The sequence below is a fragment of the Desulfurococcus sp. genome, from assembly GCF_049970475.1.
Classification (GTDB): Archaea; Thermoproteota; Thermoprotei_A; order Sulfolobales; family Desulfurococcaceae; genus Desulfurococcus; species Desulfurococcus amylolyticus.
In genome coordinates, this window is the sequence record NZ_JBMFMW010000021.1 from 1 (window position 1) to 5,772 (window position 5,772).

General features: G+C 45.2%; 4 protein-coding genes. 1 reads left to right on the forward strand and 3 read right to left on the reverse strand.

Going from position 1 to position 5,772, the window contains the following annotated elements; genetic code table 11:
* A partial coding sequence (locus tag ACP5N5_RS02415) for a tRNA(Met) cytidine acetyltransferase TmcA (RefSeq protein ID WP_428132333.1) occupies window positions 1-2,022 on the reverse strand: 2,022 nt, incomplete at its 3' end.
* Between the two features lie 62 nt (window positions 2,023-2,084).
* Complete coding sequence (locus ACP5N5_RS02420; protein ID WP_428132336.1) at window positions 2,085-4,325, reverse strand: CDC48 family AAA ATPase; 2,241 nt, start codon at window positions 4,323-4,325, stop codon at window positions 2,085-2,087.
* Window positions 4,326-4,417: 92 nt separating this feature from the next.
* Between ACP5N5_RS02420 and ACP5N5_RS02425 the strand changes: the two genes are divergently transcribed.
* Window positions 4,418-5,167 carry a KaiC domain-containing protein gene (locus ACP5N5_RS02425; RefSeq protein ID WP_048058723.1) on the forward strand — a complete coding sequence of 250 codons (750 nt, stop codon included), beginning with the start codon at window positions 4,418-4,420 and terminating at the stop codon, window positions 5,165-5,167.
* 96 nt (window positions 5,168-5,263) lie between these two features.
* Here ACP5N5_RS02425 and ACP5N5_RS02430 read toward each other — a convergent pair whose 3' ends face one another.
* Window positions 5,264-5,599, reverse strand: coding sequence for a hypothetical protein (locus ACP5N5_RS02430; RefSeq protein ID WP_012607715.1), 336 nt, complete (start codon window positions 5,597-5,599; stop codon window positions 5,264-5,266).
* Between the last annotated feature and the right edge of the window lie 173 nt (window positions 5,600-5,772).

The following is a 5,772-nucleotide window of genomic DNA, read 5'->3' on the forward strand; positions in this document are numbered from 1 at the left end:
CCTGTAGTTAACCGGTATACTATTAAGTATCTTGGATTTAAACTCGCCTGCAGCCTTCTCAACCAGTCTCCTCGCTACCTCACTTATCGGCTGTACCACCAGTATTGTATACTCCCCGCTTACAGGATTTCTATCCGGGCTGATGTGTACAGGGATAAACCCATTTCTAAGCCAGAACCTCAATAATTGCTCGTTTACACCAAATCCAGAGCCAATCCAGTCCAATCCCAGTCGAACGGCCTCCTCTCTTATTCTATTAAGTATCCAGCTTCCAATCCCCTTACCCTGTACAGCTGGATGCGTTGCTATTCTTACTATACGCCACCCCTTGGTCTTAGCGAAGTCCACATATCTCAGGTGCTTAAGAAACCTATCCGGAATAATGTTTCCGGGTATCTTCGATCCTTTAAGTAGTTCTGTGGCTGTTGCCTCATCTATTGGTCCCTCGTAGGCTATCTGAACAGCGCAAACTATTTTACCATTCCTCGTCTTTGCAGCCCTTACAAGGTGATGGGGGGCATCGGCTATCATTCCGAGATCATCTGGCTCGTTACGGTAGTGTGCCAGGACGTATATTCCAAATAGCTGTCTCAGCTCATTCTCATTATTAAATAATTCCTCTGGAGCATATTCTACATACACGAGGTTGCCTGACTCTATATCCTTCAAGTCCTCCTCGCTCAACTCGGCTGGCTCAGCATCAAGGAGAAGTGTTTTAAACTGCCAGTTTTCTATGGGGTCATTGTAATTGTAACGTATTGGCTCAGTCATCTCATACTCGTATAAGATAATATCTTTACTATTCTTTATCCTCTTAAGGAACCTCACCGAGAACCCTCTACCGGCACCCTCGTAGCCATGTATAGTGCTCGAAAAGATTATCCGTTTATGCGACTCCAGGATCTTGTATAATAATGGAACGTGGATACCGGCCGCTTCATCCACTATGACTACATCACCATTGATTTTCGGGATGTTTAATGGCTCCCAGTATTCTATGCTGAACCTATCGCTTCTCAACTCTATTACATTTCCATCTCTCCTGATTACATCATACTTATACCCTAGTTTATCAAGGACCTTCATGGCGAGCATCATTAAGGATTGGATATTGCTTGGCTCCGGTGCTGTGACAAGGACTCGTGGCTTAGGCTTTACTTTTCTAAGTAAGTGTATTAATCCAACAGCGCCTATGCCCACTGCACAACTCTTCCCCCTTCCCCTATCCGCTGTAAGTACGAGTACTTTCTTCTTACCGGGAGGTGGCTTCTCATAGAATTCCTCGATGATTTTCAACACGTTGACTTGATCCATGGTTAAGGCGTGCTCGTAAACCCCGCTCGGGAACAACGTGTTTTTCGGTATGTCTATTTTTCTCTCGTAAGGCTTATACTCGTTTCTTAGTTCAAGCCTCTTTATAATTCTATTATTGTCAGCATCATAGATGCCTATTCCATCGAATTCCAATAGGTGTTTTTTAACCCATTTAATAAACACGTGACGTGGCTCAGGGTATTGGGGAACCGTTAGGTTCATCTTGAATATCGTCTTGAATTCGTCCCATTTATCCCACGGTGGCGTCAGTAATACAATTAGGCCGCCTCCCTCAACTATACCGATTAACCTCCCCAGGTCGTTAGGCTTTAAATCACGTGTTAAATCCATAACGAGGATTGAGACCGTTATACCCAGGTATTTATCGCTTTTCTCGTAAACCGTGAATTGGAAATCTATGTCCCCTAACTTTCCTATCTGTTTTTCAAACTCACTACGCATTGAGACTGCATCGTCGAACTCGTCGTGGTAGATATATAGCCCTGTGAACTCTTTCTTATCCTTAATCGCTCTACGCCATTTCTTAACATAGTAATATATTAGCCTATACGTTAGAGACGCCATTTTAACGGGGTTCGAGCCAGAGATTACAACCATGCCTCTTATACGGTATCTCGCCAGCTTCTCTGAAGTCCTTCCACACTGCGTTAAAAACTTTAAGAATGAAGCCGGGATAGAACTATTCATATCTAATCACCAAATATACCGGATGCTTCACTCCATGAAAGCCGTGGAGTACGAGTAAAAAACTAGCCATAGGGTAGTGAAACCCTTCTAAAGGAGCCGCTGCCGCTAACCCTCTTTAATTCCTTTGCAAGCCTCTCATACATCTCTATATCGCTTTTACTCAGTGAGGGAGGTACCTTCTCTAAAGCCTTAATGAAATGCTCCATCCCCACCTTAACTACATCCAGAGTCCCAGTGCTCCTATACCTCTCCCTTAGAGCTATTAGTGATGCCTCCCTGCATACAGCCGCTATATCAGCACCCGTGTAACCCTCTGTCCTCCTTGCTAGTTCATCCAGGTTCACGTCTTCGGCTAGAGGTAGCTTCCTTGTATGGACCTTGAATATTTGGAGCCTCGCATTATAGTCTGGAGGCGGCACGTATACGAGGCGATCGAATCTGCCCGGCCTCAGGAGGGCTGGATCCAGGAGGTCAGGCCTATTCGTGGCGGCGATTGTCACAACCCTTCTCAAAGGCTGAATACCGTCGAGCTCCGTTAATAACTGGTTGACTATTCTATCTATTACACCGCTGGGATCGCTTCCCCTGATACCAGCTATACTGTCTATCTCATCAAAGAATACAACGGCTGGTGCAACCATTCTAGCCCTTCTAAATATCTGTCTAATAGCCTTCTCAGATTCTCCAACCCATTTACTGAGCACTTCTGGTCCCCTTACAGTTATAAAGTTTGCCCCGCTCTCGGTTGCAACAGCCTTCGCAAGCAGGGTCTTGCCTGTTCCGGGGGGACCAAACAACAGTATTCCTTTAGGCGGCTCTAAACCCATCTTCTCGAATACATGTGGATACTTCATCGGCCACTCAATGGCTTCTCTTAATTCTTGTTTAACATCCTCTAACCCACCTATATCATCCCAATGCACGCTTGGTACTTCTACGAATACTTCCCTGATTAATGAGGGCTGCACATTCTTCATTGCTGTGAGAAAATCATCCATTGTAACCTTCAGCTTCTCCAGCTTCTCTGCTGGTATTGGTTGCCCTTTTTCTATCTCTATACCCTCCTCCTTCATGAATCTCCTTAAGGCATTCATTGCGGCTTCTTTCACAAGCGCCGCTATATCGGCCCCGGTGTATCCATGAGTCATATCAGCTATCTTATCGAGGTCTACATCCTCGGCTAGAGGCATGTTCCTAGTATGTACAGCCAGGATCTCCCTCCTTGCCCTCTTATCTGGTGGAGGTATCTCGATTTCCCTGTCAAATCTCCCAGGTCTCCTGAGAGCGGGATCTAATGCATCTGGTCGGTTTGTTGCACCGATAACTATTACTTTACCCCTCTCCTTCAAACCATCCATCAACGTGAGAAGCTGCGCCACCACTCTTTTCTCCACTTCACCAGTTACCTCCTCACGCTTAGGAGCAATGCTATCTATCTCATCAATGAATATGACGGCTGGCGCGTTGGCCTGGGCTTCCTCGAATATCTTCCTTAGCCTCTCCTCGGATTCACCGTAGAATTTACTCATTATCTCCGGTCCATTAATAGTTACAAAGTAAGCCCCTATCTCGTTAGCTAATGCCTTAGCCAGCAGCGTCTTACCTGTGCCTGGTGGACCATAGAGCAATATCCCCTTAGGTGGCTCTATACCCAGATGCTCGAAGAGCTCTGGGTATTTTAAAGGTAGCTCGACGATCTCCCTTATCTTCTGCTTAACCTCATCTAAGTCTCCGATGTCCTCCCATGTTACTTTCGGAATGCCCTCGCCAAGTACCTCGGGCCTCACCGGCTCGGTCCTAACTTCGATATATGTGTGTTCAGTTATGTATACTATGGTAGAGGGTTGAGTACTTATCACGGCAAACCTGAGCAGCATACCGTATAATGATATCTCGATTATATCCCCTCTCTTAACCGGGTTCCCTATTATTTGTCTCTTAATATAGCCGGATAAATCACCGTACACCGGTAGTTCGCCAATAGGTGCAATAGTCACCTTTACCGCTGGTTCTACAGATATCGGTCTAACAGTAACATAGTCTCCTGGTGAAACACCTAGTTTCTTTCTAACCATTCCATCTATTCGTATCAGCCCTGCACCCTCATCTTCAGGGTAAGCCTGCCAAACCTTCACTACATCACTACCCTTTGGGCCGATGACCTCGATGAAGTCTCCTGGTGAAACACCCAGTTTATCCATGGTTTCCCTATCGATCCGCGCGATTTTTCTACCCACATCTCTCTGCCTTGCCTCACCAACCCTTAGCTTAATCCCTTTTTCGCTTCTCTTCTGACTACTCATCTTGAATCCCTGATTATAATATAATTTTATATCTCAACAGCTATTAAAACAATATATAAGTGTTGAAGAATAATATATTAACGGCGATCATTATGGTGGAGAGAGTTAAAACAGGGATACCTGGCTTGGATGACATCCTTAATGGGGGCATACCAAAGAGAAATATAGTGCTATTAAGCGGGGGACCGGGTACAGGGAAAACAATACTTGCTTCACAATTCCTCTGGAATGGACTACAACTCGGTGAGCCAGGCATATATGTTGCACTCGAGGAGCATCCTGTTCAGGTACGCATCAACATGAAGAATTTTGGATGGGATGTCCGCCAATACGAGCAGGAGGGCAAGTTCGCTGTGATAGATGCCTTTACCGGTGGGGTTGGTGAAGCAGCTAAGCGGGAGAAATATGTAGTGAAGGATACTGATAGCGTTGAGGAGTTGATCGATGTATTGAGGACAGCAATCAGGGAGATTAATGCCCAGAGAGTCGTGGTTGACAGTGTTTCAACATTATATCTGTTAAAGCCCTCAATAGCCAGAAACGTGGTGCTTCAATTAAAGAAAGTATTATCTGGAATGGGGACCACAAGCCTTCTCGTTTCACAGGTATCAGTGACAGAGAGGGGATTCGGGGGTCCGGGTGTTGAGCACGCGGCTGATGGAATAGTGAGACTAGACCTTGATGAAATAGATGGAGAACTAGTTAGGAGCATAATAGTTTGGAAGATGCGTGGAACAAGTCACAGTATGAAGAGACATATAATGGAGATAACGGATAAAGGCGTAGTCGTATACCCTGATAAAGTGTTGAAGACGCGTAGATACATTGCAATACAGGAGTAGAGCAAGCCCCCACCGTGTTCCAAGTATTACCCGGTAGTACCAATGATGAGTCATCATCTACTTCCAAGGTAGCGAATAGAAAGTATTCAGAAGCAATCAAAAGTATTCAAATGCATTCATCGAGTTAGGAACAGCCTTGCTTATAGCTTTGTCACGGGGAGTACTAGGTATTTCAGCATCCTGAACCAGTTCACGGATCTCAACGTTGGCCCTAATAATCCTTACCAGATCCCTGATATCGGGTAGGCTCTTAACTACTATAGGGCTTAGATCATTGATTTTTATAACAGGGTACACTACTTCCTCCTCTTGCATAATTTCCACATCTAGTTTCATACTGGTTGAGAGCTCCACTGCTTTAACCGCTTGAAGCAGTGTTTCAGCAATTATTTCCGAGAGCCCGTTTCTACCGATTATAAGTATGATCCTCAATTTAACCCCGCTTAATAACTGCGATAATGACTCCCTTAAAAACCATCACTCCTACAGCATGTAGACCGTTTAGCCGAGAAGCTAGAAGGTTGTGGCAGAAGCAGTGTTTATGGTTTTTAGGGCTGCAGGCAGAATGTGCTGTATGCTTGGGGGTTCAGGTCTCATATAGGTTT